Genomic DNA, 23,981 nt, shown 5'->3' on the forward strand with positions numbered 1-23,981 from the left:
GTCAGCCGTGACGCGCCGGACGGGAGCCACGCAGCTCCCAGCCGTCGGCGTACAGGTCGAAATGGGCGCCGCGGGAGGGGTGCGCGGCCACGACGTCGAGGTCCAGCGTGACGCCGAGGCCGGGCTCGGTCGGCAGGGCGAAGTACCCGTCGACCACCGGCGGCAGGCCCGGGGCGGCCAGCTTGACCTCCTCGTCGGCGAAGTCGTTGAAGTGTTCCTGGATCATGAAGTTGGGGGTGCAGGCGGCCAGATGCAGGTTGGCGGCGGTGAGAACCGGGCCGCCGACGTTGTGCGGGGCGACCAGCGTGAAGTGGGTCTCCGCGGTCGCGGCGAGCTTGCGGGTCTCGCTGATGCCGCCGAGGTGGCCGATGTCGGGCTGGATGATGTCGGCCGCGCCGAGGTCGAACAGCTCCCGGTACTCGGTGCGGTCGTGGATGCGTTCCCCGGTCGCCACCGGGGCGCTGATCCCGGCGGCGGCCTTGGCCAGTGCCCTGAGGTTCTCCGGTGGTACCGGTTCCTCCACCCAGCCCGGCTCGAACTCGGCCAGCGAGCCGGCGATCCGGATGGCCTCGTGGGGCGCGAACCGCCCGTGCATCTCCACGAGGATCTCCACATCCGGCCCGACGGCGTCGCGCACCGCCTCGACCAGGGAGATGGAGTGGCGGCGTTCGGCGCGGTCCAGCTCCCACCGGCCGGCGCCGAACGGGTCGAGCTTGAGCGCCCGGTAACCACGGTCGACGACCACCCGCGCGGCGGCGTGGAACTCCTCGGGCGTGCGTTCGACCGTGTACCAGCCGTTGGCGTAGGCCTTGATCCGATCGCGGACCTTGCCGCCCAGCAGCCGCCACACCGGCTGACCCAGCGCCTGGCCCACGATGTCCCAGCAGGCCATCTCCACGCAGGCGATGCCGGACATGACGATCTCGCCGGCCCGGCCGTAGTCGCCGCGCTTCATCCTGTCGACCAGCGACTCGATGTCGAACGGGTCCGACCCGAGCACGTGGTTGCGCACCGCCTCGGCCAGGTAGCCCAGCAGCGCCTGGGTGTGGCCGAGCATGCGGGTCTCGCCCACGCCGACCAGCCCGTCGTCGGTGAAGACCTGGACGTAGGTCAGATCCCGCCACGGGGTCCCGTACACATGCGTCCGTACGTCCGCGATCCTCACGACAGTGCTCCCTCGACAGTGACGCCAGCGTCAACCGGCCGGATCACCGCATCGACAGGTGGCTCAGCATCATCACCAGGTGGCGCCAGGTCGCCAGGTGCCACCGGCACGGCGAGCCCAGCCGGCCGCCGCCCCGACCCGACGGCGTCCGGGTAGTAGCGGCGCAGCAGCTCCAGGCCGATCTCGGCCCGCCGGACCCGCTCCAGGCCCAGGGCCACAGCGGTGGCGGTCAGGTGGGTGCCACTGGGATAGATGTTCGGCGCGTTGCGCAGCCCGAACTTCAGGTACACCGGCGCGGCGACCCGGACGATCTCGGCGATCTCGAAGTGGCGCACGAAGCCACCGAGGTCGTCGGGCGCCTCGACGTAGAGGTCGATGGGGATGTCCACGGCCGCCCGGACCGCGGCGAGCTGGGCCAGCGACAGGTCGGTCGGCACGTTGTAGGTGTCGGCTCCGAACTGTTCGGCCAGCCGGATCGACGCGGGGTTGGCGCAGCCCATCTGCACGCTCACCTTGAAAGACAGGTCCGGCGGCAGCGCGCCGGCCGTCCGCATCCGGCTCGCGACCGACAGCACCCCGATGTCGGTGACCAGCACGCTGCGGATCCCGGCCTCGGTGGTCCGGCGGATGTCCTCCAGCACGTGCACGAGTTGTTCGGTTCCGCGCGCCTGCGCGGCCAGGCCGGCGCTGCCGGGGGCCAGGGCGGCGGCCCCGGTGCCCCACCCGGCCAGCGGCCGGGCGAACAGGCTGACCTCGACTCCCTCGGCCGCCCCCGAGGCAGCCATCGCCGCCAGCTCCCCGGCGGTCAGCAGCAGCCCGCCGCTGCCCTGCGACACCCGGTGGACCGCGACGCCCCGGCGGTCCGCCTCGGCGAGCACCGCCGTCATCGCCTCGGGGCCCTCCACGCTCGGGATCTCCACCCGGTACTGGGCGCCGTCCGGGAACCGCTTCCCGCTGGACGGGAGGTCGGACGGATCGGCGCCCGGAAGCCCGATCGAGCGGAGGAAGTCACGCGTCTGCTGCACCCACGCCTCCCGTTCTGTGCAGGGCCAGGCTGGCCGGCGGACCGACGACATCCAGTGCCGGCGCGTGGCCGCCCGGTGGGCGACAACGGCCGCGAAAGCAAATGTTAGCGCTAACATTTTGCCGGTCAAGCCCGGCGACGCGACTCGACGCGACGCACCTGGCACCGACGCCCGACAGGCGCGCAGGACAGGCCGGCTATAACGGAGCGACAGGACGGTCGCGGCGAGGTTCACGAGCGCACCGACCCGCGGGCCAGCCGGCACGAGGAGATACCTGCCAGAAGCGACGAAGGTGGAACGAGTTGGACGGACCCGGACCGGACCGGGGCGGCGAGTCAGCGCCGGAGGGGACGCAACCCGCGCCCGGCCGACCGCCGGCCCTGACTGACGTGGCCCGCCTCGTCGGCGTCTCCCACCAGACCGTGTCCCGGGTCGTGAACAACCACCCCGGTGTCCGGCCTCGGACCCGGGAGCGAGTGCTGGCGGGCCTGCGCGAGCTGGGCTACCGGCCGAACCCGGCGGCCCGCGCGCTCGCCACCGGCCGCTCGCGCACCCTCGGTGTCCTGGCGGTGGCCGGCACGCTGTACGGGCCGACATCGACGCTGTACGCCGTCGAGCAGGCGGCGCGGGAGGCCGACTACCAGGTCACGGTGGTCAGCCTCCACTCCCTCGAGCCAGCCGCCGTCCGCCAGGCCCTCGGGCGCCTGCTGGCCGGCGGCATCGACGGGGTCGTGGCGATCGCGCCGCTGCTCGACGCGACCGACGCGCTGAGCGCGGTCGCGGCCCGCCTGCCACTCGTCGCCGTCGAAGGACGTCCTGACGGCGACATCGCCACCGTCTCGGTGGACCAGGCACACGGCGCCCGCACGGCCACCGAACACCTGCTCGCCGCCGGCCACCCGACCGTCCGGCACGTGGCCGGACCGTCCGACTGGTACGAAGGCGCCGGCCGGATCGCCGGCTGGCACGCTGCGCTCGAAACAGCCGGCGCGGTCGTCCACCCACCGCTGGCCGGCGACTGGACCGCCCGCGCCGGCTTCGCCGCCGGCTGCCGGCTCGCCCGCGAACCCGACCTGACCGCCGTGTTCGTCGCCAACGACCAGATGGCCCTCGGCGTGCTGCGCGCCCTGCGCGAAGGCGGCCGGCGGGTACCCGAGGACGTGAGTGTCGTCGGCTTCGACGACATTCCCGAAGCCGAGTACTTCTCACCTCCGCTGACCACGCTCCGCCAGGACTTCGCCGAGGTCGGCCGCCAGAGTCTGCGCTCGCTCCTGGAGCAGGTCGAGGCGGGAACGACCAGCCGGACCCCCGTGGTCATCTCGCCGGAGCTGGTCCTGCGCCGCAGCACGGCGCCTCCGCCCTGAGGCCACCCGATCGCGTCATGCGCGTGCCTGCGGCCGTGCTGCCGGCGGCTCTGCTGAAGGTGCGTGGCCGATGCGGATGTCACGCCTGTCGCTGTTCGAGGAAGACGCCGGGCTGTCCGGCGTGGATTTCGATCCATTCGGCGCCGTCGTCGCCGGCCCGCCAGGTGTAGAGCAGGTCAGGGGTGAAGAAGCCCATGCCGGCACCCACCCGCCGCCGGCCGAAGACCAGTTCTCCGTTCAGGACGTAGTTCAGCTGGTGGGTTCCGTGGCGGTGGGGCTTCACCTGTTCCCCCGGCGCGGCCGTCTCGTGGTAAAAACACAGCCGTGGCGACTGGAGGATGGTCTTCGTGACGAGCTCCCGACCAAAAATCTCGTAGAATTTCTGGGCCTCTTCGGAGTCACCGAGCAAGTCGGCGTTCGTACGGCTCGGAAGTTCTCTCACGTCGAAGAAGAACTGGCGCGGCCGCCCTTTCTCATCCTGCGGGCGGACTCCATCCGTCATCTACACAGTCCTCTCGGTTGTCGCGCGGCTCAGACCGCCCACGCGGGAGTCTCAGAGGTTCCCCAGGTAGCCCGGGATACCGCCGTGGTCACGGCGAGAAGCCGGCATCCGAGGCGGGGGATGTCAGCCGCCTGGATCTGTTCAGGGAAACCGACGAGCGTCAGCGCCAGCCGAACGGTGCCCTGCGGATCGAGGACCGGTGCTGCTATGTGTATGATCGGAAATCGCTGGGCAGATTCCAGCCCCGCGAGGAGATCTTCCTCGAAGGCCGGCGGAGTTGCGGTGCCGGTTTCGTGATTGCGTCGTCGCCCACCGCCCACCGCGTATCCGCGTTCCCGCACGCGGGCGAGGGCCTCCAGGTATCGGGCCTGGTCCGGGCCGCTCGCCGACGGGACGACGGCGGCCAGCCATCGCCGGATACCTTCCTGCCCGGCCCACGCCACGAACACCGTGCCGACGGGCGGGACGAGCGGGAACCGGCTCCCGGCACGCACGTGCACACCCACGGAGGCCGGCGAGTTGACCCGCGCCAGCACCACGATCTCGTCGCCGACAACAGTGCTGGCCACGCAGTCAAGTTCCAGCTCGCGGCTCAACATGTTCATCTCGGCACGTGCGTGGGACAAGGCATCATGCTCATCCAGATATGTGGTGGCCAACGGTAGGAGCGATGGCCCGAGAGAGTAGCTCTTCTCGTGGTCGCGGATCAGGTAGCCCCGATCGCTGAGGAGGGTGACGATAGCGTGGCCGCTGGCCTTGTTCAGGTTCAGCCGTCGGGCGATCTCCGACAGGCTCAACGCCTCGCCTGGCCTGGCTGCCAGCAGTTCCAGAACGTCGAGGGCACGCTCCACCGCAGGAACGTTTCGTGCCATGCGCACTCCCTCAGTCCGGTTGGCCGCCTGGATCCACAGTGTTCCCGACCCATTCGAAGTGGGCCCGGACGGACGACTGATCCTCGCTCACCCACCCACGGCGCGTGGCGTACTGGAGCATTCGCTGCAGGCCCTGTCGCCACTCGTCATCGTTGTCGCGCCCAGCCAGGCCGGGCAGCGCGACGACGTGAATCCACACATGTGGTGGAACAACGTACGCGAGCGGGTCGAGGTGGCCGGCCAGTGCTGCCCAGTCCAGTTCGCCGTGCACCACCACCTTGAGCTCGGTGAAGTCGTCGGGCTCGGCGAGCCGTACGACAGGATCATCTGCGGGTACGACGTTGAGGTACATCTGCGTTGTCCCCGTCCATCCTCGATATGCGTGGTCGCATCGGCGGGCCGAAGTCCGCTCGACAGGCCATCAGGCCATCAGGCGGGCGTATCTGCTGCGGTAGTAGAGAAGCGGGGCGACCTCGGCATCCTCCAGCGCGAGCTGATCAACCCTGCCGACGACGATGGTGTGGTCACCGGCCTCGTGAAGAGTCTCGACACGGCAGTCGAGCCAGGCTGCCGCACCGGGAAGGATCGGTGCCCCCGACGGCGCGGGCCGCCAGTCAACGCCGCGGAAACGGTCCTCGCCCCGGGCGGTGAACTGCCGGGACAGTTCCTCCTGGTGCTCGGCGAGGACGTTGACGCAGAACCGGCCCGCCGCCCGGATCGAGGGCCAGGTACTGGAGGTGTGCGCCACGCAGAACAGGACGAGCGGCGGGGTCAGCGAGACCGAGCTGAAGGAGTTCGCTGTCAGTCCCACCGGACCGGCGGTCGGGTGTGCCGCGGTCACGATCGCGATGCCCGTCGCGAACGTTCCGAGCACGTTCCGGAACGAGGTCGTGTGGTCCTCACCGGCCATGGGTGCCTGGTGTCCGTTCATGCCTGCTCGCCCCCGCGCGGGGGGCAGGCAGCGCGGATGACTGGTTCCAGGCGGTCGGCCATCAGCGCGTGGCCTTCGTCCCCGGGATGGATGCCGTCGGCGAGGAGGTCGTCGTCGTGCAGTGTCTCGCCGTCGACGAGGACGAGCGCGGGGTCGCCGTCGTCGATGCGTACCTGGACCTGTGCGGCCATCGCGGCACGCAGGTCGGCGAGGGTGGCACCGAGACGGTTGGGGGTCATCTCCGCGTCCGGCCGTCGGATCGGGGTGGTGATCACGACGGGCGTGGCCGGGTTTCCCTGCCGTAGCAGGGTGAGGAAGGCGTCCAGCCCCGCGCGCAGCAGCGTGGCGGTGTGCGGGATCGTGGACCAGCAGTTGGTGCCGTAGCTGAGGCTGATCAGGTCCGCCGGCACGCTCGCCAGGTGCTCGGCCGAGGGGAGCTCGCCGCGCGCGCTGCCGGCGTAGCCGAGGTTGCAGACGTCGAGGCCGAGGCGGCGGCTCAGGCGGGCCGTCCAGCACGAGCCCGGGGAGCCTGCGACCCATCCCTCGACGATGGAGTCGCCGTAGGCCAGCCAGCGCGGGCGCCGGGTGCCGGGGACGAGTGAACCGCCCACCGGAGTGAGCGAGAGCAGGGTCGGGCGCATGCGTTCGGGCAGGTACACCGTCACGCCCTGGGCTCCGGCGGGCAGCGGGAGTTCGATGCGGCCCTCGCCCAGTGCGGCCGGTTCGACAACCAGCCGGGAGTCGCCCTCCCAGACCTCGAAGGCTCGGCCGGCGTCTGGCCCGTGCGCGCTCTTCCCGTCGCGCTCGGTGCGGTAGTGGACGACCACGGCGTCGGCGTCGCCGTGTAACTCGAGGCGTACGCCGATCGGGGTCGAGGCCGCCTGCCAGGTACCGGCTGGCAGGCGTGCGCTGTCCGTGGCGACCGCGCGGGGATAGGGGAGTTCCGCGGTGCCCGGGAAGGGGTTGCCGTGCAGGAAGGGGGCTGGATCGAGCGTCGGCATCACGACCTCGCATTCGCCGTTCTCGGCCTGGACGCTCGGCGCATCCAGACCGTGCATCTGTTCCATATATGAAACAGATGTCTTGTCTAGAAAACGTAACGAGGCGAGACCAAGAGTGTCAATGACCGAGTGCCAGGCGGCCGATCTCGGTCCGGTCCGTTGACATCGCCATCGGGATGTCTAATGTGGTCACTATAGCAACCGAGACGTTTGCAGTGGCGAACGATGGGATGTGTTGCATGAAGTTAGATCTTCTGTACGAGGTGGACGTCCCGAAGCCGTGGGGGAAGCCCCATCCCCACGGGCAGCGCGAGGCGGAGCAGGCCGCCTACCGGGAGGCGATCACCCAGATCCGGCTTGCCGACGAGATGGGCTTCCACACCTCCTGGCATGTGGAGCACCACTTCCGCGAAGGGCGATCGCACTGCCCGGCGCCCGAGGTCCTCATCGGGGCGCTCTCGCAGATCACCGAACGGATCCGGCTGGGGTTCGGCGTCACACTGCTCCCGCACGGCTTCACCTCGCCCATCCGCGTGGCCGAGAAGGTCGCCACGGCCGACGTGCTGAGCAACGGGCGGGTCGAGTGGGGGGTCGGCCGATCCACGCCCATGGAGCAGACCGCGTTCGGCGTCGACATCGCGGCGAGCAAGGATCAGGTACGCGAAGCGGTCGAGGCCATCGTGGCCGCCTGGGAGTCGGAGTACTTCTCCTTCGAGGGAAAGCACTGGAAGTTCCCGGCCGCGGGTGACGTCCCCGTTCGCATGATCACGCCGAAGCCGGTGCAGGACCCGCACCCACCCGCCTGGATGGCCGCGTCGAGCGACGGCAGTGCCGCGGCCGCCGGCGCCATGGGCCTGGGGCTGCTCTCCCTGTCGATCATGCGGCCGCTGGAGCAGGTGGCGCAGACCATCCAGCTCTACCGGACGGCCGCGGCCGCCGCGACACCGATCACCCGCGTCGCCAACAACCAGGTGGCCGCATACACCCTGGTCCACTGCGCGGACACGATGGCGCAGGCCGAGGCGAACGGGATCTGGGACGCGACCTGGTGGTGGTACCGCAGCCTGGCCGAGTTCATGCTGCAGTGGGAGTTCCCGCACGCGACCGAGGAGGAGCGGAAGAAGATCTTCCCCATCCTCGACGAGAGCAACGACGCTCCCCCGGACCCGCGGAACTTCAGCGAGGCCGACATGATCATCGTTGGTGATCCCGACGAGTGCCTGCGCAAGATGCTCCGCTACGCGGACCTCGGCGTCGACCGCCTGCTCTGCTACGTGCAGTTCGGGCACCTGCCGCACGAGTCGGTGATGCGCACCATCGAACTCCTCGGCACGCACGTGATACCCGAGCTCGAGCGCCGTGAGGTCCAGGTCTCGACCTCCGTCGCCGCGACCTGATCTCCGGACCTGATCTCCGAGTCCCGGCAGCACCGTGCCCGGCAGCACCGCGCCCGGTGCGACCTGACGCCGACCGATCATCTGATGCATGACGACGGAGGCAATGACCATGACGCGATTAGATGATTCGGCGATTCCCGACTACCCCGGGTTGCTGCGCCTCGACGGACGGGTGGCGCTGGTCGTGGGTGCCGGGCAGGGCAACGGCCGGCACACGGCCCACGCACTGGCCTCGGTGGGCGCGAAGGTGGCGTGCGTCGATCTGGATCCCGGCCTGGCCCGCGAGATCGCGGCCGAGGTCGGCGGCCTGGCCTGCGTCGCCGACGTCCGGGCGCGGGACGCCGTCGAGCGGATCGTCGCCGAGACCCTGGCGGCCTTCGGGCGGATCGACGTGGTCGTCGACATCGTCGGCATGGCGCTGTGGGGCAGCCTCCTCGACTCGACGGACGAGGACTGGGACACGACCTTCGGGCTGGTGCTGCGCCACGCCCAGCTCCTCACGCAGATCGTCGGCCGGCAGATGGTGGCCGACGGCGGCGGCGCGATGGTCTTCATCGCCTCGGTCAGCGGCCTGACCAGCGCCCCCAACCACGCCGCCTACGGCGCGGCCAAAGCGGGGCTGCTGTCCCTCGTGCGCACGGCCGCAGTCGAACTGGGCCCGTCGAACATCAGAGTCAACGCCATCGCCCCCGGTGCGATCCAGACACCGCGCATCCTGCGCGCCGTGCAGGAGCGAGGTGACGTACCCCTGCCACCTTCCATCGAGCCCCTGGGCCATCCGGGGCAGCCGCGCGACATCGCCTCCGCTGCTCTCTTCCTCTGCTCTGATCTCTCCCTGCACGTCACCGGGCACACCCTCGTCGTCGACGGGGGTGCCAGCGCCCGCTTCGTCTTCATGGGTGCGGGTCTGCCGACGAAGGAGGTCCCGGAGTCATGAGGACGGACGCGGAGCACGTCGGGACGGGCGCGCTCGGGCAGCCCGCCGCGGCGGGGCGGGTCTTCGACCTCTCCGGCCGGGTGGCGATCGTGACCGGTGCGGCGCACGGCATCGGGCTGGGCGTCGCCCAGGTGTTCGCGGCGGCGGGCGCCGCCGTGGTGTGCGCGGACATCGACGGCAACGCCGCCGCGGCGGCGAGCCGGATGATCGCCGCCGCGGGCGGATCGGCAACGCCGGCCACCGTGGACGTGTCGCGGCGCGACCAGGTCCACGGCCTCGTGCGGTCCGTGGTGGCGGAACACGGACGCCTCGACGTGATGTGCAACAACGCCGGGATCATCGTCGAGGCCCCCGTGCTCGAGCTCGCCGAGGAACAGTTCGACCGGGTGCTGGCCGTCAACCTCAAGGGCCTGCTGTTCGGGTGCCAGGAGGCCGGCGCGGTGATGCGCGACCAGCAGGGGGGCAGCATCATCAACATGGCGTCGGCCGCCGCCGACACAGCTCCCCCGGGCCTGGTGGCCTACTCCGTCTCGAAGGCGGGCGCGATCCAGATAACCCGCACCCTGGCCAGGGAACTCGGTCCCGAAGGCGTGCGGGTCAACGCCGTCGCCCCCGGGCTGGTCGAGACCACGATCACCCGCCGGCACTACACCAATCAGGACGGAACAATCAATGAGGACAACCGCGCCACGTTCCTGGCACGAGGCCGGGACGTGGCGCCCCTGCGACGCATCGGCACGCCGACGGACATCGGCTACGCGGCGCTCTATCTCGCCTCGGACGCGTCCCATTTCGTCACCGGCCAGGTCCTGCGGCCCAACGGGGGTACCTCCATGCCCTGACCAGCAGGCCCACCGGACGCGGAACTGATGGCCCGGCCCGCCCCGGGTGTCGAGCGGACGGTCGCGCTCATCACCTTCCTGAGCAGGCACCCGGGCCGGCCCTTCAGCCTCTCGGAGCTGGCTCGGCAGCTGGACCTGAACAAGGCGACCGCCCACGCCATGCTGGCCGCCCTGACCGACTCCGGCTGGCTGCTGCGGGACACCGCGCACAAGACCTACCGACTCGGTGCGGCCCTGGTGCCCATCGGGGGCGCGGCCGCCGGAGCCGATCGCCACGCCCTCGAACTCGCGCGCCCGCACATGCTCCGCCTCAGCGACGAGCTCGGCGTCCAGGTCGTGGCGAGCACGGTGCTGGGCGACGACATCGTCGTACTGGCCGTCGAGGGCCACGCGGCGGCACCGAACGACTTCGGGTCCAGGCCCGGCAGCCGGATCCCCCTGTCGCCCCCGCTCGGCACGGTCTTCGTCGCGTGGTCCGATGCCGGTGACGTCGAGCAGTGGCTCCGCCGGCTCAGCCCCCGCCTCGACGGCCATCGGCTCGGCGTCTACCGGAACGCCATCAGGGTGATCCGGCGCCGCGGGTACACGGTCGCACTCGACGACGACTGGCGCCACGACCTGAGCCGGGCTCTCGGTGTCTTCGCCGACAGTTACGGCGACACCGAGGTGCGTACCGCGGTCGAACGCGTCATCCAGGCCATGAGTGACGAGGATAAGTACCTCCTCGTCGATCTCGACGGCATCGAGGCACAGCAGTTCAGCCTCATCAGCGCGCCCGTCTTCGACACCACCGGCCGGGTGTGCCTCGCGATCAGCCTCACCGGCTTCGCCACTCGTCTGCACTCCCAGCAGATAGCCGCCTACGGACGGCGACTCGCCGGGGCCACGATGGCGATCACCCGTCACATCGGTGGTCACCCGCCCGACGAGACCCTGACCGCCTGACTGGTGCGAACATCGGCTCAGTCGGTGTCCGGCGACGCGTACTCCTCCCGCCAGGGGCCGGCCAGATGGCCACCGTCGACTGTGAAGGCCGCCCCGGTGCAGTACGAGCTGTCGTCGGAGGCCAGGAACGCCGCCAGCGCGGCGACCTCCTCCGGCCGGCCCATCCGCGGGATCGGCTGCCTTGCGACCAGCCGGTCGAGGGCCGCCCGCACCTCGGCGGCGGACTCCATCACCAGGGGTGTCGCGATCACGCCTGGATGAATCGAGTTCACCCGGATGCCAAGCGGCCCGAACTCGAGCGCCGCCGAGCGCGTCATTCCCGTCACCGCGTGTTTCGAGGCGACATAACTCGTCAGGTTCCGAACACCGACAAGTCCGTCGATGGAGGAGACGTTCACGATCGCACCACCCCCGGCCGACATCGCGTCCGCGACTGCACGCATACCCAGGAAGACTCCATGCAGGTTCACGTCGATCACCCGGTAATGCTGGTCCAGCGGCGCCTTGTGCAAAGGACCACCCGCCCCCACACCCGCGTTGTTGACCAGAATGTCCAGACGACCGTGGCGCCGAACCGCGACCGCGACCGCGGCGGCCCAGGACTCGGCGTCAGTCACGTCCAGGCGGACCGCGGCCGCGTCCCCGCCGAGTCGCTCCGCGAAGGCGGTCACACCATCCTCGGCGATGTCGGCTGCCACGACCAGTGCCCCCTCGTCCACGAGCCGGACCACCGTTGCCTGCCCAATACCCCGAGCCGCGCCGGTCACCAACGCCACCCTGCCGGCCAGTCGCCCCTCGTTGCTCATGTCAGCCCCTGTCCGCACTGGTCAACGACCTGCCCTACCAGCGCCACCCCATTGACCCACCGGCCCATACGCCTCACGACAATTCACCATACCAACCGACTCGTTTGCTATCGCGAACGAAAACCTCTGTGGTGGACCAACGGCCGCAGAGGCTCCGCCTTCCGCCCAGAGAAACAGGCAAAGAACGCGCCCGAGTGCGCGAACCCCGGACTGCCGCTGCGATCTCGACCGGCGCCGCCGGGTCATCGGGGGTGTTCGCCGGACTTACCTTCGTGGGCGCAGGGGATAGCTTGAGCCCCGCCCGCGCGCGGGTCAGGTTTCGGCGCTGTCGGACGAGGGGCACTGCCGGGTCGCCGGGTCGGCCTCAGGAAGGGTGACGTTCTTGGCCGTCGCGGTCAGGGAGAGCCCGGAGGCGTCCGTGGTGGCCTCGACGACGGTGAGGTCGAACGGCAGGTCGCCGACGGGGATGGGGATCGAGGGTAGCAACGCGCCCACGCCGCCGGGCACGGGGACGTCGAAGTCGAGCGCCCCGCGGAGCGAGACCTCGGAGGGGATCAGGGTGACCTCGTTGTCACGTATCTCGAAGGTGGTGACGCCACCGATCTCCTGTGCGCCGAGCAGTGGTATGTCGGCCCTTCCGGAGACCTCGACCTCCTTCCCACCGTCCACCGGGTTGATCTGGATCCTGCCGGGCTGGTCGGCCAGGAACGTGTTCACGTCGTCGTAGTCGAGACGAACCGTCGCCTCGACGTCATCGACCGTTATCTCACCAACACCGCCGGTAACAATCTTCCAGATGGGAAGATGTAGCCCTTTGAGGTGCGCCTCGACCGAGGAGACCCGGGGCCCCGGTGTCGAAATTCCCTGAACGGTGAGACCAATGTGCTTGAAGGTGCCGAACGCGATCTGAGTGAGGAACGGAAATCCACCGATACTGACATCGCTCACGGTCGGCGGAACGGCGTCGCAGGCGAGGCTCTCGGTCAGGCTTGCTTCGATCTGCGGGGCCATCTGGCTCTCGGCGGCCAGGACCGCGAAGCGGTCACCCGCCATGCTCACCATGAGCAGAACGACCGCGCCGATCACGAGGGTCCGCCGGCGGCGCCACCACCGGCGGCGTTTCGGAGGGACCGGTCCGTCGCCGGGAGTGCCGGGAGTGCCGGGCGGGCGGTGACCGTCCGGACCCGCAACAGCGGGATCATCCGCGGCGGCGGCCGCCGCAGCGGCGGGACTGGCCTGGCGGAACGCCGAAGGGGCGAGCGGCGTGATCGGCATGGTCTCCGGCACGCGCTTCCGTGGGGAGCGGACCGGATGTCCTGGGCGGAAGGCGTCGGCGGGTGGTGGCGGACCGGTGGGGCCCTGCGAGGCCTGGGCAGGCGAGGGTCGCCGCCCGGACAGGCCCCGCAGGTCGTCGTCGGTCGGCTGGTCGACGGCCGCGCCGGCTCCTGTCTCCGCGACGCTGCCGAGTGCGGCGTCCGCGGTCTCGTGCCCGTCACCCTCGGGTCTGGGGCTCACCGAACTTCCCTTCGTCTCGAGCCTCGCTGGGCTCTCCCACGGCCTTCGTCGGCGCGCGGGGTGGGCGGGCACGGGTCGACCTCGCCAGGCGGCGCCCGGCGAGGCACCGGCTCGGCACCTGGCCGCCGACCGGCCCTGAGCCACTGTGCGCGGGAACGGCCCGCTTCCGCGTCGGCCGGAGGCAGTCACTTCCGACTACTGCGAGCTCAGTACACCCATCGCCGCCTACTGCCTCGAGCGCGGCTCCACGGGCCGGCTGCTTCTCGTGTACTGCGTTTTTCGTAGCCAGAAGGTCCCACCGGGAGACGACGACGAGACGCCTCGGATCCGCCATTCTTCTCGGGTACCCGAAAAGATGTGGAGACCCACCACCGTGGCGAATTTTCTTTATCGTCTGGGCCGCTTTTCCTTCCAGCGGCGCCGCTATGTTCTCCTGCTCTGGGTGGGGGTGCTGGCCGCTGTCGGTTTCGGCGCGTCCAGGGCTCCCGCCGCTCCGGACGACGCGTTCTCTATACCGGGTACCGAATCCCAACGTGCGTTCGACCTGCTGGATCAACGCTTTCCGGGCACCGGGGCGGAGGGGGCGGTCGCCCGTATCGTCCTGGTCGCCCCACCGGGGCAGACCCTGACCACGCCCGAGAACCGCGCAGCGGTCGAGAAGGTCGTCACCGAGGCAACCGCCAGCCCGCAGGTCGCCAGCGTCGCCAGCCCCTTCCAGGACGGGGCGGTCAGCGAGGACGCGGCGACTGCGTACGCAATGGTGTCCTATACGGCGGCCAGTGACGATCTCACCGACGCCACCAAGGCCAGCCTGCAAGACGCGGTTGCGGAGGGGCAAGCCGCGGGCCTGACGGTCGAGCTCGGCGGAGACGCGTTGACGACCCGACCCGGGGCAGGGGGAGCGACCGAGATTGTCGGGATCGCGGTCGCCGCGCTCGTGCTGCTGGTGACCTTCGGTTCCTTGGCCGCGGCCGGCCTGCCTTTGCTGACGGCCATCGTCAGTGTCAGTGTCGGCATCGTCTCGATCATGGCTCTGGCCAGCACCCTCGGTCTGTCCTCGACCACCAGCACGCTCGCGATGATGCTCGGCCTCGCCGTCGGTATCGACTACGCCGTGTTCATCGTCTCCCGCTACCGCGAGGAACGCGCCCGAGGAAGGGCGCCCGACGAGGCCGCGGCGATCGCGACCGGCACCGCCGGGTCATCGGTGGTGTTCGCCGGGCTCACCGTCGTGATCGCCCTGGCCGGGCTGTTCATCGTCGGAGTTCCGACGCTGACCAAGATGGGCCTGGCCGCCGCCGGCACGGTGAGCATCGCCGTCCTGGTCGCGTTGACCCTGGTCCCGGCGCTGCTCGGCTTCTTCCAGCGCGCCGTCCTGCCGCGTTCCACCCGCACGGGGCGCGCGCAGCTCTCGCGCCGCGGGCCGAACCTGGGCACCCGCTGGGCACGGCTCGTCCTACGCCGCCCCGTGCCCGTCCTTGTCCTGTCCACACTCGCCCTGGGCGCGATCGCACTGCCGGTCCTGGACCTACGTCTGGGCACCGCCGGTGACGAGGCGAAACCCACCTCCACCACTGAACGCCGCGCCTACGACGACCTCGCCCACGGCTTCGGGCCGGGTTTCAACGGCCCGCTGACCATCGTGGTCGACGCGGCAAACTCCACCGACCCGCAGGCGGCGGTCACGCGGACCGTCCAGAAGATCGGCGCCACCCCGGGGATCGTCTCCGTCTCGGCCGCCCGGTTCAACGGAGCGGCTGACACCGCGGTGTTCACCGCTGTGCCGGCCACCGGCCCGAGCGAGGCCGCGACCAAGGACCTCGTCCACACGATCCGCGCCGAACGCGCCGCCATCACCTCTGCCACCGGCGCGTCCTTCCAGGTCACCGGCTCCACCGCGGTCAACATCGACATGGCCCAGAAGGTGCAGGACGCGCTCGTCCCCTACCTCGCGATCGTGGTGGGCCTGGCGTTCCTGCTCCTGCTCGTGTTGTTCCGCTCAGTCCTCGTCCCCCTCAAGGCCGCCTTCGGCTTCCTGCTCTCGGTTCTCGCCGCCCTCGGAGCGGTGGTCGCGGTCTTCCAGTGGGGATGGTTGGCGGGCCTCATCGGCCTGGAACAGACCGGGCCGATCATGAGCATGATGCCGATCTTCATGGTGGGCATCGTCTTCGGTCTCGCCATGGACTACGAGGTCTTCCTCGTCGCCCGCATGCGGGAGGCGCACGTCCACGGCGAGAGCGCCAGAGACGCGATCGTCTCCGGCTTCGGGCACAGCGCCCGTGTCGTGGCCGCCGCCGCACTGATCATGATAGCGGTCTTCTCCGGCTTCATCGGCGCCAGCGAACCCATGATCAAAATGATCGGGTTCGGCCTGGCCACCGCGGTCCTCCTCGACGCGTTCGTCGTCCGCATGGCCCTCGTCCCCGCCGTCCTCGCCCTGCTCGGCGACCGGGCCTGGTGGATCCCCCGTTCCCTCGACAGGGTGCTGCCCACCATCGACGTCGAAGGCGAGGCGCTGGGCCGGCCGCGCTCGCCGGAGCCTGTCGCGAAGGTCAGGGGCCCCGCCGGTGAGGGCACCACCTCGACGCAGGCCACAGCCGCCTCCCTGGAGCCGACATCCACTCGATGAACACAGCCCATCTCAGGGACGCGCGACGGCATGTCTCTCGGCTGGCTGTGACCCCGTACGGTGAGCGGCACGGTCATGGCACCCGACAGGAACCCGCGATGACGATGTCCAGCTGGTGGCAACAGATCCAGAATCACCCGCGGCTACGCACCGTGGTGATCGCAGGTGCGGCGTTCGTGGCCTCCGGCCCCGCCAGCAGACTGACCCCACCTGTCAGCGTCCGCGCCGAGGAGTGGTGGCCCGCGGTCCTTCTCGCGGCCGTCGCCTGCACCGCCCTGCTCTGGCATGAACGCCGTCCCCGGACCACAGCCGCGGTGGCCGTGGTCTGCACCGTGGCGCTGACGGCGCTGGGCTATCTGCTCACGGCTCTGTTGCTGGCTCCCCTGATGGCCGCGCTCTACTGGCTCGCCGCGCACACCGATCGCAAAACCACCCTGCCCTTCGTCCTGTCCGCCTGTGCCCTGGTGGTGGGCACGGCGCTGATCGTGGACCCGCCCAGCTATCCCTGGCCGCTCAAGACCGTCGGCCCGGTCGCCTGGATACTGATGCCCGCCTCGCTCGGCGGCGCACGCCGGATCAAACAGGACTACCTCGACGCCGTCAGATCCCGCGCGGAGTACGCCGAGCGCACCCGCGAGGCCGAGGCCCGCCGCCAAGTGGCGGACGAACGCACGCGGATCGCCCGTGAACTGCACGACGTCGTCGCCCATCACCTCACCCTGGCCCACGCTCAGGCGGGCACCGCGGCGCACCTCGTCCAGACCCGACCTGATCAGGCGCAGCAGATCCTCACCAGTCTCACCGCCACCACGTCCTCCGCCCTGCGCGACCTCAAGGCCACCGTCGGCCTCCTCCGAGGAGGCGACGACCCGGCCGCGCCGCTGGAACCCACCCCGTCGCTCACCCGGCTCCCCGAGCTCGCCCGCACCTTCGCCTCCGCCGGGCTCACCGTCACCATCAACACTCGGGGCGAACGACCCCCGCTCTCCCCCAGCGTGGATCTCACGGCCTACCGGATCGCGCAGGAGGCGCTCACCAACGTCGCGAAGCACACCACCACCACCAGCGCACAGGTCGACATCACCTATTCGCCCAGCAGTCTGACCATGATGATCATCAATGGTGACGACGGCGCTGATCGTGGCCGCCGCTCCGGCGTCGCCGATGAGCCCACTGCCGGAGGTGGCACTGCCGACGGGGGCGACCAGCCCGCCGCGGCGACATCCACCTCGCCCGCGAACAGCGGGTTCGGTCTGATCAGCATGCGCGAACGGGCGCTCTCCGTCGGCGGGCACCTCGAGGCCGGCAGCCACCCCGAAGTCGGCTTCCATGTCACCGCGGTACTGCCCCTGCATCCGGGAAACCCCAAGACAGATCGGACACGATGACCATCCGTGTGCTGCTCGCCGACGACCAGACCCTCCTGCGAGCGACCTTCCGGATCCTGATCGACTCGTGCGACGACATGACAGTGGTCGCCGAGGCCGCCGACGGACACGAAGCCGTCGCCGCGACCCGCGAACACCGACCGGACGTCGTGGTCATGGACATCCGCATGCCCGGCACGGACGGCCTCGCGGCCACCGCGGCCATCTGCGGTGACAGGGAACTCGCCACGACCCGTGTCCTCATCCTCACCACCTTCGAGATCGACGAGTACGTCGCCCAGGCACTCCGCGTCGGAGCGAGTGGCTTCCTCGGCAAGGACGTCGAAGCCGACGGGCTCCTCACCGCGATCCGCACCGTCGCGAGCGGCGAGGCGCTTCTCTCGCCGACAGCCACCCGCGCACTCATCACCCGGTTCCTCGCCACCCCCGAACCCACGGCCGCCCCGACGACGACCCCCGCGGCCCTCGACACCCTCACCATCCGTGAACGCGAGGTCATGACGCTGGTCGCCGAAGGATTCTCGAACCAGGACATCGCGAGCAAGCTCGTGATCAGCCCACTGACCGCCCGCACCCACGTCCACCGCGCCATGAACAAGCTCGATGCCCGCGACCGGGCACAGCTCGTCGTCATCGCCTACCAGTCCGGCCTGCTACCTGCCCGCCCACCAGCCTGACCATCGCCGCGACGCAACCTCACCGAGGTGAGCACGAGGGCGGCGGCGGCGAGGGCCAGACCGGTGGTCACGTCAAGGAGCCAGATTCCGGCGCTGTGCTCCCAGAGACCGTCCACCGGATCGGTACGCAACGCCTCGTCACCCAGTTTGGAGACCTCGTTCAGGTCGCCGGTGGACGCCAGCGCCGCGAAGCCCCACCGGGCCGGCACGAACCAGGAAACCTGTTCCATCCCCCAGCGGCCGGCGACCGACACGAGGCCACCGGAGAGCACGAGCTGGGCCATCGTCACAAGAACCAGCACGGGCATCGCCTTGTCGGCGTTGTCGACGAGCGTCGAGACAAGCAGACCGATCATCATCGACGCGAATGCGGCGACAATCACCGCGACCAGGCATTCCGCCAGCGGAGAGCCCACCAGGGAGCCACTCTCCGGAGCTCGTCCGACCAGACCGATCAGCGTGAAGACAGCACCCTGCAGGGCGGTGACACCGGCCAGAACTATGATCTTGGAACCGAGGTAGGCCGCCCGGGACAGGCCGATCGTCCGTTCCCGGTGGTAGATGTCCCGCTCCTTGACGATCTCGCGGACCGAGTTCGCCATGCCCATGAAACAGGCACACAGCATCAGGACGACGAGCACCTTCATCGCGTCCGGATTGGGCCGGTCCGACAGGGAGCCCAGCCCGTCCGGCGCCGGGATCACCCGCGGGATGATCCCGAGCAGGAACGGGAAGGCCAGGATGAGGCGAAGGTAGGAGCGGTCCGCCAGCACCACCTTCAGGTACCTGCGGGTAAGCGTCGCGAGCTGGGCGGCCACCGGCTGCTGACGCACGCGCGGCAGCCCCGCGGGTGCGGTCGTCCGCACGACCGGGGCGACGACGGCCGAGGGCACGAAGTACTCCGAAGCCCGGAACCGCGCCGCCAGTTCGGCGCCGGGTGTGTTTTCCAGCTTCCGGAACACCGCGGCGAAGTCGCGGAAGTCGTCTTTGCCGAAGAAGCGCAGTGCCCCGTCCGCCGGGCCGAAGTAGGCCACATGCCCGCCTGGGGCGAGCACCAGGATGTAGTCGCACAGATCCAGGAACAGCACACTGTGCGTCACCACGATGACCGTCCGGCCTCCCTCGTCCGCCGAGCCGGCGCCGCCGCCCTCCGCCAGGTTCCTCAGCGTCTCCATCACCGACTGGTCGTTCGCCGGATCGAGACCCGACGTGGGCTCGTCCAGGAAGAGCAACGACGGCCGGGTGAGCAGCTCCAACGCGACCGACGTCCGTTTTCGCTGCCCACCGGACAGCCTGCCGACCGGGGTGTTCGCATGCGCGGTCAGGCCGAGCTCGCCGATGACCTCCTCGACCCGCGACCTCCGCTCCTGGGCGGTGGTGTCCGCCGGGAACCGCAGCTCCGCCCCGTACCGGAGTGCTTCGCGCACGGTGAGCTGGGCGTGCAGCGGGTCGGCCTGCGGGACGTACCCGATACGCCGCCGCAGGTCGTCGTACTCGGCGTACAGATCCTGTCCCGCGTACTTCACGGTGCCGACGTCCGCCCGGCGGAAGCCCGTGAGAGCCTGGAGGAGCGTCGACTTCCCCGCTCCGCTGGGACCGACCACCCCGAGCACCGAGCGGCCCGGCAACCGGAAGGTCACGTCGTGCAGGAGCTGCTTCGCCCCGGCGAACACCGAGACACCCTGCGCCTCGAACGCCACGTCGCCGGAATCGACGTACTCGACCAGCGAGTCACCCTCGAGCTGGTACAGATGGTGACCGATAGCGATCACGTCACGCTGAGCAACCCACACCCTCTTCACACGCTTTCCATTGACGAAGGTCCCGTTCGCCGAGTCGAGATCGACGATCTCGATGCCGGCCGGGCCGACCGACAGTTCGGCGTGGTAACGCGACGCAAGCAGGTCCGACACCCAGATGTCGTTGCCGCGCGCACGGCCCAGGCGCGTCGTCCCGGTCCGTACCGGGTGCAGCCGCTGACAGGCATGCGCGGCGGCGGTGCCAGGCGCCGTTTCGACATCCATCTCGACCGGGCTGGGGGCGAGGACCAGCTCCGGGCCGTCTGCGGCACCGAGCCGGAAGCGAACCTCGGCACGGCGCACGGTGGTGGTGTCCCCCATCCGGTACCCGGCCTGCCACAGCCCGTTCGTACTGACATCTCGGACATGCCAGCCGTCCGCCACCGGTTCGAGCACGAGATGACGCCGGGAGACCCGGACGTCCCTGATGACGATGTCCGTGTCGTACGCACGGCCGACCACGCACCTCGCGTCCCCCAGCAGCGTCGCATGGCCCGCCGGGCTGGTCACGGTCAGCGTGGTCCGAACCATGGGTGTCCCCTCTGTGCTGTGCCGACGCACGCGCCGGGAGCCGGCTGACCGCGGCGGACGGTGATCGCCATCCCGACCCCTCCGGGCTGCCTTTCCTGCCCGCCGATCTCTCGGATTCGGGCAGGCCACGGCGACCGCACGAGAAGGGAGGACATCAGAAATGATCCTTTTCAAGAATTTCGATCCGGCCGCACCAGTTCACATTTTCTCATTTACGCTGGCACCTGTGGGGACCACCGCGCACCTGCCACGGCCAGCCCGGCGCGATGTTTCCGCCGACCGCCAGGGAACCTCTCCGGCCGTGTCCGCCAGGATATCTTTTCGATGACCGGACGCTCACATCAGTACGCGGAACCGGCGATGATCCCGAGAATCCGTCGTAACAGGGTCGGCGGCCCACCCGGCTGTCCACACGGGGTGCCCGCCCAGGCCAGCAGCGCGGCCGGTCCACACGAGAGAAGAATGTCGCATCTCGCGAAGGCAGCGGCACTTCCTGTCGCGGGCACAGGGAGGGCCTCCTGATCTTCTCGGGTATGCAACAAAGATTGTTGCAGGACCAGGCGGATGCTGTCGTCGTCCAGACGCAGCAACCTCGGCTACTACACATGCAGTACGCACCGCCCGGCCCTTCGCCTCGGACACCACGGCCCTGCCCAGGCGAGAGACTGACGCCTCCCTCGGCCATCCCGGTCGGCCTGGTACTGCGTTCTCAGTAGTCGGATGCCTGCCGACGGACGACGACGGGCGGGCCGCGCTCGGTCATGCTTGGCGGTACCGCGATCATGCGTGCCTCAGTTCACGCTGACGAAGGGACGAACTGTGACCGACTTCGAGGCGATGGACTTCTTCCGGGACGAGGCGCTCGTCGCGGACCCGTATCCCTATCTCGACGCGCTGCGGGGGCAGTGCCCGGTGCGGCGGGAGCATCACCACGACGTGGTGATGGTGACCGGTTACGAGGAGGCGGTGGAGATCTTCCATGACAACCGGACCTTCTCGTCCTGCATCTCGGTGACGGGCCCGTTCCCCGGGTTCCCGGTCCCCCTCGAGGGCTACGACATCTCGGGGCTGATCGAGCAGTACCGCGACCAGCTCCCGATGAACGACCAGCTCCCCACGATGGACCCGCCGACCCACACGGATCATCGCGCTCTGCTGATGAAACTCATCACCCCGAAGCGCCTCAAGGAGAACGAGGCCCTCATGTGGGAACTGGCCGACCGCATGCTCGACCCGTTCCTGGCCGCCGGGGAGGGCGATGTCATCAGCGGCTTCGCCGGGCCGTTCACGCTCCTGGTCATCGCAGACCTCCTCGGCGTGCCCGAGGAGGACCAAGAGGAGTTCCTCGACCGGTTGCAGCGCCAGCCGCAGGCCGAGAGCGGCGTCGGGGGCACCGGCGAGGAGACCCTGCACCACAGCCCGCTGGAGTTCCTCTACGGCAGGTTCACCACCTACATCGAGGATCGTCGGCACAGCCCCCGCGCCGACGTGCTGACCCAGCTGGCAGCCGCGACGTTCCCGGACGGATCGACCCCCGCGGTCATCGACGTGGTCAGGGTCGCGGCGAACCTCTTCGCCGCAGGCCAGGAGACCACCGTCCGCCTCCTCAGCTCCGCGCTGAAGATCCTGGCCGAGAAGCCCGACCTGCAGCGCCAGCTGCGCGCGGAACGCCACCGCATCCCGAACTTCGTCGAGGAGACCCTGCGGCTGGAGAGCCCGGTCAAGGGCGACTTCCGGCTCGCCCGCGTCCCGGCCACCGTCGGCGGGGTCGACCTCCCCGCCGGCACCACGGTGATGGTGGTCAACGGCGCCGCGAACCGCGACCCGCGCCGGTTCGAGGACCCGGGCACCTTCGACGTCGCCCGCACCAACGCCCGCCAGCATCTGGCCTTCGGACGCGGCATCCACAGCTGCCCGGGCGCGCCGCTGGCCCGCGCCGAGGCCCGCGCCGGCATCGAACGGCTCCTCGAACGCACCACCGACATCCGGATCAGTGAGCGGGTACACGGGCCGGCGGACAACCGCCGTTACGACTACATGCCCACCTTCATCCTGCGCGGGCTGACCAGTCTTCACCTGGAGTTCGACCTCGTGGCGGACAGCGCCCGATGAAGGCCTCTATGTAATCACCGAAAAGTAATGAACCTGCTCGTCGAGCGATGCATCCGAGTGGGCCGCAGCGGAAAACATCCACCCGCCACCGCGTCTCCCCGCACATTCCGCTGGCCACTGTCGTGATCAATACCGGCGTCCGCCGGACCCGTCGATCCCCTCGCCGCCGGTGCCGACAGGGACGAGGCGATGACAACGATCATGTGCGCGTCGGCGAGGCAGTGATCAAAGGGTCGGTTTCGGCCTGGTGACGGCCGTACTGCCCGAGGCCTTCGTTGTCCGAACGGTGCGGGTTCAGGCCGGTCGGATCGCACCGATCCTCGCCAGGAGGCTTTCGGATTCGGTCCAGAGGCGAGCGGCGGCGGCGTCGTCCTGCGCGGCTTCGGAGGGTGTTTCCTCTGCCTTGTCGTGAAAGTAGCGTCCGGCCGGGCGGCCGCCTTCGGGTGAGGTGGCGAGCCAGAGCAGTGTTTCGGCGGCTTCGTCGGGTGGTGCCGTGTCTGCCGCGGCCATGTGGGCCCGCATCGCCGCGTCCCCGTGTGCGGCGAAGTTGCTGGCGACCACACCGGGATGCATGGCCTGGGCGACGATCCCGTCCGGCCCGAACCGCCGTGCCAGCTCGCGGGTGAAGAGGATGTTCGCGAGCTTGGCCCGGCAGTACGCGACAGCCGGATGGAAGTCGCCGAGGCTCTGCAGGTCGTCCCAGTCGAGCCCCGCGATCGTGCGGTGGCCGCTTGACGACACGGCGATCACCCGCGTGGAGCCGGGCGGCTGGCTGGCTGCGCTCCCCTTGAGCAGGGGCGTCAGCTCCCGGGTGAGCAGGAAGGGGGCGAGATGGTTGGCCGCGAAGGTCGCCTCGGTACCCTCAGCGGTGATGATCTTCCTGTCTCGCGCGCCGCCGGCGTTGTTGATGAGGACGTCGAGACGACCGGTGAGGTTCCGGAGCTCGCCGGCGACCCGCGTGACCTCCGCCATCAGAGCGAGGTCGCCGCGGATCATGGTGAAGGAGCCGTTCCCGCGCGCCGCTGCGGCGATCTCCGCTTCGGCTGCGGCGCTGCGTCGCGGATCGCGGCCGACGCCGATCACCTGCCAGCCGCGTTCCGCGAGCTTGCGGGCGGTCGCCCGCCCGATTCCCGAGCTGGCGCCCGTGACGGCCGCGACGGGGCGGTGTGCGTCGAGTTTCAGGGGGGTCCCTCCATGGTCTCTGGCGTGACCGGCGGCCGCGAGACGTCCTGGCGTGGCAGGAGGCCATCGAGCAGCAGGCGAACGGAGAACCGGATCCTCTCGTCCAGCTCGTAGTCCGTCGGCGTGTGACCGCTGACGATCGTTCTCACCGGGCCACTGACCAGCATGCTCATGAAGACGGATGCGGCGAGTGCGGGGTTGGTGGGGGCGATCCTGCCGTCGGCGACCGCGCGCTCGAGCACGCCGGCGACGAACTCGATCACCGGCCGGCCGCTCTGCTCGAAGCTGGCGGTGAAGATCTCGGGGAAACGGTAGCTCTCGGTGTTGATGATCCGCTGCAGGCGCAGGCCGTTGGGTGTCG

Annotated in this window: 21 protein-coding genes; 9 read left to right on the top strand and 12 right to left on the bottom strand. The window is 69.9% G+C overall.

The genetic code is table 11. The features are described 5' to 3' along the window. Position 1: 1 nt before the first annotated feature. Together AB1460_RS08675 and AB1460_RS08680 are read right to left on the bottom strand one after the other, a co-directional pair. Positions 2 to 1,165: a mandelate racemase/muconate lactonizing enzyme family protein gene (locus AB1460_RS08675; RefSeq protein WP_368960165.1), complete on the bottom strand. Its 1,164-nt coding sequence runs from the start codon at positions 1,163 to 1,165 to the stop codon at positions 2 to 4. Next, positions 1,162 to 2,190, bottom strand: a complete 1,029-nt coding sequence (locus AB1460_RS08680) for a U32 family peptidase (protein WP_368960167.1) — start codon at positions 2,188 to 2,190, stop codon at positions 1,162 to 1,164. The genes AB1460_RS08675 and AB1460_RS08680 overlap by 4 nt, the downstream gene beginning before the upstream one ends. 302 nt (positions 2,191 to 2,492) lie before the next feature. On the opposite strand from AB1460_RS08680, the gene AB1460_RS08685 reads away from it, so the two are divergent. Then, positions 2,493 to 3,554 carry a LacI family DNA-binding transcriptional regulator gene (locus tag AB1460_RS08685; protein ID WP_368960169.1) on the top strand — a complete coding sequence of 354 codons (1,062 nt, stop codon included), beginning with the start codon at positions 2,493 to 2,495 and terminating at the stop codon, positions 3,552 to 3,554. A gap of 79 nt (positions 3,555 to 3,633) precedes the next feature. On the opposite strand, the gene AB1460_RS08690 is transcribed toward AB1460_RS08685, so the two are convergent. The 5 genes from AB1460_RS08690 to AB1460_RS08710 all read right to left on the bottom strand — a co-directional run bounded on the left by AB1460_RS08690 (position 3,634) and on the right by AB1460_RS08710 (position 6,917). Beyond that, positions 3,634 to 4,056, bottom strand: a complete 423-nt coding sequence (locus AB1460_RS08690) for a cupin domain-containing protein (protein WP_368960170.1) — start codon at positions 4,054 to 4,056, stop codon at positions 3,634 to 3,636. A 29-nt stretch (positions 4,057 to 4,085) separates the two neighbouring features. Continuing rightward, positions 4,086 to 4,928, bottom strand: a complete 843-nt coding sequence (locus AB1460_RS08695; RefSeq protein WP_368960171.1) for an IclR family transcriptional regulator — start codon at positions 4,926 to 4,928, stop codon at positions 4,086 to 4,088. Positions 4,929 to 4,938: 10 nt separating this feature from the next. After that, entirely contained in the window at positions 4,939 to 5,280 is a 342-nt protein-coding gene (locus tag AB1460_RS08700) for a hypothetical protein (protein ID WP_368960172.1), read from the bottom strand. Between the two features lie 69 nt (positions 5,281 to 5,349). Next, a complete protein-coding gene (locus AB1460_RS08705; protein WP_368960174.1) occupies positions 5,350 to 5,859 on the bottom strand; it encodes a flavin reductase family protein in 510 nt (169 codons plus the stop codon). Next, a complete protein-coding gene (locus AB1460_RS08710) occupies positions 5,856 to 6,917 on the bottom strand; it encodes a GDSL-type esterase/lipase family protein (RefSeq protein WP_368960175.1) in 1,062 nt (353 codons plus the stop codon). Before AB1460_RS08710 ends, AB1460_RS08705 begins: the two co-directional genes overlap by 4 nt. Positions 6,918 to 7,099: 182 nt before the next feature. Between AB1460_RS08710 and AB1460_RS08715 the strand changes: the two genes are divergently transcribed. From AB1460_RS08715 to AB1460_RS08730, 4 genes are all read left to right on the top strand, one after another. Further along, the gene (locus AB1460_RS08715) at positions 7,100 to 8,257 is read left to right on the top strand and encodes an LLM class flavin-dependent oxidoreductase (RefSeq protein ID WP_368960177.1); all 1,158 of its coding nucleotides are present in this window, start codon (positions 7,100 to 7,102) and stop codon (positions 8,255 to 8,257) included. A gap of 109 nt (positions 8,258 to 8,366) precedes the next feature. Next, positions 8,367 to 9,194 carry an SDR family NAD(P)-dependent oxidoreductase gene (locus AB1460_RS08720; protein ID WP_368960178.1) on the top strand — a complete coding sequence of 276 codons (828 nt, stop codon included), beginning with the start codon at positions 8,367 to 8,369 and terminating at the stop codon, positions 9,192 to 9,194. Beyond that, positions 9,191 to 10,036 carry an SDR family NAD(P)-dependent oxidoreductase gene (locus AB1460_RS08725; RefSeq protein ID WP_368960180.1) on the top strand — a complete coding sequence of 282 codons (846 nt, stop codon included), beginning with the start codon at positions 9,191 to 9,193 and terminating at the stop codon, positions 10,034 to 10,036. The genes AB1460_RS08720 and AB1460_RS08725 overlap by 4 nt, the downstream gene beginning before the upstream one ends. 27 nt (positions 10,037 to 10,063) lie before the next feature. After that, a complete protein-coding gene (locus AB1460_RS08730; RefSeq protein WP_368960181.1) occupies positions 10,064 to 10,981 on the top strand; it encodes an IclR family transcriptional regulator in 918 nt (305 codons plus the stop codon). 17 nt (positions 10,982 to 10,998) lie between these two features. Here AB1460_RS08730 and AB1460_RS08735 read toward each other — a convergent pair whose 3' ends face one another. Further along, a complete protein-coding gene (locus tag AB1460_RS08735; protein WP_368960183.1) occupies positions 10,999 to 11,787 on the bottom strand; it encodes an SDR family NAD(P)-dependent oxidoreductase in 789 nt (262 codons plus the stop codon). 312 nt (positions 11,788 to 12,099) lie between these two features. Continuing rightward, positions 12,100 to 13,302, bottom strand: a complete 1,203-nt coding sequence (locus tag AB1460_RS08740) for a DUF2993 domain-containing protein (RefSeq protein WP_368960185.1) — start codon at positions 13,300 to 13,302, stop codon at positions 12,100 to 12,102. A 373-nt stretch (positions 13,303 to 13,675) separates the two neighbouring features. Here AB1460_RS08740 and AB1460_RS08745 point away from each other — a divergent pair, with 373 nt between their 5' ends. The 3 genes from AB1460_RS08745 (at position 13,676) to AB1460_RS08755 (ending at position 17,996) form a co-directional block, all read left to right on the top strand. Beyond that, positions 13,676 to 15,931 carry an MMPL family transporter gene (locus AB1460_RS08745; protein ID WP_368960187.1) on the top strand — a complete coding sequence of 752 codons (2,256 nt, stop codon included), beginning with the start codon at positions 13,676 to 13,678 and terminating at the stop codon, positions 15,929 to 15,931. Between the two features lie 98 nt (positions 15,932 to 16,029). Then, positions 16,030 to 17,319 (top strand): sensor histidine kinase, encoded by a 1,290-nt coding sequence (locus tag AB1460_RS08750; protein ID WP_368960188.1) that lies wholly within the window; start codon positions 16,030 to 16,032, stop codon positions 17,317 to 17,319. Further along, a complete protein-coding gene (locus tag AB1460_RS08755) occupies positions 17,316 to 17,996 on the top strand; it encodes a response regulator (RefSeq protein ID WP_368960190.1) in 681 nt (226 codons plus the stop codon). The genes AB1460_RS08750 and AB1460_RS08755 overlap by 4 nt, the downstream gene beginning before the upstream one ends. Here the strand turns inward: AB1460_RS08755 and AB1460_RS08760 are convergent. Continuing rightward, the gene (locus tag AB1460_RS08760; protein WP_368960191.1) at positions 17,957 to 20,326 is read right to left on the bottom strand and encodes an ATP-binding cassette domain-containing protein; all 2,370 of its coding nucleotides are present in this window, start codon (positions 20,324 to 20,326) and stop codon (positions 17,957 to 17,959) included. The two genes, AB1460_RS08755 and AB1460_RS08760, sit on opposite strands and share 40 nt — an antisense overlap. 819 nt (positions 20,327 to 21,145) lie before the next feature. Between AB1460_RS08760 and AB1460_RS08765 the strand changes: the two genes are divergently transcribed. Next, positions 21,146 to 22,438 (top strand): cytochrome P450, encoded by a 1,293-nt coding sequence (locus AB1460_RS08765; protein ID WP_368960193.1) that lies wholly within the window; start codon positions 21,146 to 21,148, stop codon positions 22,436 to 22,438. 294 nt (positions 22,439 to 22,732) lie between these two features. Here the strand turns inward: AB1460_RS08765 and AB1460_RS08770 are convergent, their stop codons facing one another. Continuing rightward, positions 22,733 to 23,620, bottom strand: coding sequence for an SDR family NAD(P)-dependent oxidoreductase (locus AB1460_RS08770; RefSeq protein WP_368960197.1), 888 nt, complete (start codon positions 23,618 to 23,620; stop codon positions 22,733 to 22,735). Continuing rightward, the coding region (locus AB1460_RS08775; RefSeq protein ID WP_368960195.1) for a TetR/AcrR family transcriptional regulator C-terminal domain-containing protein at positions 23,617 to 23,981 on the bottom strand (365 nt) is incomplete at its 5' end. The genes AB1460_RS08770 and AB1460_RS08775, both read right to left, overlap by 4 nt.

Origin of the sequence: Parafrankia sp. FMc2 (assembly GCF_041008525.1) — a bacterium.
In the GTDB taxonomy this organism is placed as follows: domain Bacteria; phylum Actinomycetota; class Actinomycetes; order Frankiales; family Frankiaceae; genus Parafrankia.

What these genes read in the sequence shown, in the direction of transcription:
- AB1460_RS08690 (WP_368960170.1), bottom strand. Translation starts at nt 4,056, where the DNA reads ATGACGGATGGAGTCCGCCCGCAGGATGAGAAAGGGCGGCCGCGCCAG.
- AB1460_RS08695 (WP_368960171.1), bottom strand. Translation starts at nt 4,928, where the DNA reads ATGGCACGAAACGTTCCTGCGGTGGAGCGTGCCCTCGACGTTCTGGAA.
- AB1460_RS08700 (WP_368960172.1), bottom strand. Translation starts at nt 5,280, where the DNA reads ATGTACCTCAACGTCGTACCCGCAGATGATCCTGTCGTACGGCTCGCC.
- AB1460_RS08705 (WP_368960174.1), bottom strand. Translation starts at nt 5,859, where the DNA reads ATGAACGGACACCAGGCACCCATGGCCGGTGAGGACCACACGACCTCG.
- AB1460_RS08710 (WP_368960175.1), bottom strand. Translation starts at nt 6,917, where the DNA reads ATGCACGGTCTGGATGCGCCGAGCGTCCAGGCCGAGAACGGCGAATGC.
- AB1460_RS08715 (WP_368960177.1), top strand. Translation starts at nt 7,100, where the DNA reads ATGAAGTTAGATCTTCTGTACGAGGTGGACGTCCCGAAGCCGTGGGGG.
- AB1460_RS08720 (WP_368960178.1), top strand. Translation starts at nt 8,367, where the DNA reads ATGACGCGATTAGATGATTCGGCGATTCCCGACTACCCCGGGTTGCTG.
- AB1460_RS08725 (WP_368960180.1), top strand. Translation starts at nt 9,191, where the DNA reads ATGAGGACGGACGCGGAGCACGTCGGGACGGGCGCGCTCGGGCAGCCC.
- AB1460_RS08730 (WP_368960181.1), top strand. Translation starts at nt 10,064, where the DNA reads ATGGCCCGGCCCGCCCCGGGTGTCGAGCGGACGGTCGCGCTCATCACC.
- AB1460_RS08735 (WP_368960183.1), bottom strand. Translation starts at nt 11,787, where the DNA reads ATGAGCAACGAGGGGCGACTGGCCGGCAGGGTGGCGTTGGTGACCGGC.
- AB1460_RS08750 (WP_368960188.1), top strand. Translation starts at nt 16,030, where the DNA reads ATGACGATGTCCAGCTGGTGGCAACAGATCCAGAATCACCCGCGGCTA.
- AB1460_RS08755 (WP_368960190.1), top strand. Translation starts at nt 17,316, where the DNA reads ATGACCATCCGTGTGCTGCTCGCCGACGACCAGACCCTCCTGCGAGCG.
- AB1460_RS08760 (WP_368960191.1), bottom strand. Translation starts at nt 20,326, where the DNA reads ATGGTTCGGACCACGCTGACCGTGACCAGCCCGGCGGGCCATGCGACG.